The sequence below is a fragment of the uncultured Limnohabitans sp. genome (assembly GCF_937889215.1).
In the GTDB taxonomy this organism is placed as follows: domain Bacteria; phylum Pseudomonadota; class Gammaproteobacteria; order Burkholderiales; family Burkholderiaceae_C; genus Limnohabitans_A.
In genome coordinates this window covers 1-1,293 of sequence record NZ_CALBEX010000230.1, presented here as the reverse complement: position 1 = coordinate 1,293, position 1,293 = coordinate 1, and the positions used below count along the sequence as shown (strand labels likewise).

The 1,293-nt window shown below is 61.5% G+C and carries 1 protein-coding gene and 1 pseudogene; both read left to right on the top strand.

Features of this window, described 5'->3' with window-relative positions; all coding sequences use genetic code 11:
- Positions 1-548: pseudogene (locus tag Q0341_RS05820) on the top strand (UxaA family hydrolase); the annotation flags it as partial.
- Positions 549-729: 181 nt separating this feature from the next.
- A partial coding sequence (locus tag Q0341_RS05815; RefSeq protein ID WP_299511171.1) for an Ldh family oxidoreductase occupies positions 730-1,293 on the top strand: 564 nt, incomplete at its 3' end.

The following is a 1,293-nucleotide window of genomic DNA, read 5'->3' as shown; positions in this document are numbered from 1 at the left end:
CCCACAAACTGATCGAGCGCATCAAATGGTGGGAAAACTACACCGCCATCAACGGCGGCGAGATGAACAACAACCCCTCGCCCGGCAACAAGGCGGGCGGCCTGACCACCATCCTGGAGAAATCTTTGGGCGCAGTAGCCAAGGGCGGCACCAGCAATTTGCAAGCGGTGTACGAATACGCTGAGCCCGTCACAGCCAAAGGCTTTGTCTACATGGACACCCCCGGCTACGACCCCGTCAGCGCCACAGGCCAGGTTGCGGGTGGTGCCAATTTGATTTGCTTTACGACAGGGCGCGGCAGCGCTTATGGCTGCGCGCCATCGCCAAGCCTCAAGTTCTCAACCAACACCGCCCTCTGGAAAAAACAGGAAGAAGACATGGACCTGAACTGCGGCGAGATCGTGGACGGCGGCGTGAGCATTGCCGAGATGGGTCAGCGGATTTTTGAAATGATCCTGGCCGCTGCCTCGGGAGAGCCCACCAAGAGCGAGCGCCATGGCTACGGCCAAAACGAATTCGTGCCGTGGCAAGTCGGCGCGGTGATGTGAGCACCGTTTTGATCCGCGTATCGACACCGGACAGGCAGGCAGGCTGCTGTAGGTCGGCACCTTCAGGTCCGACATTTGTCTGCCTCGGCACAAGCCTCATTTCGGGGCCAAAGCCACCGACCGACCAAGACACTCGGCGCAAACCGTTGTGATGGATTTTTTTACAGACGACAAGACCCCTATGAGCCACACCATTTCTGCCAACGACCTGCGCACCAAAGTTGCCCACATCATTGAACAAGCGGGCAGCACGCCTGCCGAAGCCGCGCAAGTGGCCGACAACCTGGTCATGGCCAACCTGAGCGGCCACGACTCGCATGGCGTGGGCATGGTGCCGCGTTATGTGGACGCCGTGCTCGAAGGGGGCCTGAGTCCCAACACGGGCGTCAAAGTGCTGCTCGACACCGGCCCGCTGCTGAACCTGGACGGCCAACGCGGCTACGGCCAGATCACCGGCGTGCAAGCAATGCAAATGGGCATTGAACGTGCCAAACAACACGGCGTGTGCACCATAGCCCTGAGCCGCTCGCACCACCTGGGCCGCATTGGCCACTTTGCCGAAATGGCCGTGGCCCAAGGCCTGGTGTCGGTGCATTTTGTGAACGTGCTCTCGCGTCCGGTGGTCGCGCCCTTTGGCGGTGGCGATGGGCGCTTTGGCACCAACCCTTGCTGCATCGGCGTGCCCATGGGCACCCGCGCCCCCTTTGTGCTGGACTTTGCCACCAGCCGCGTGGCCCAAGGCAAG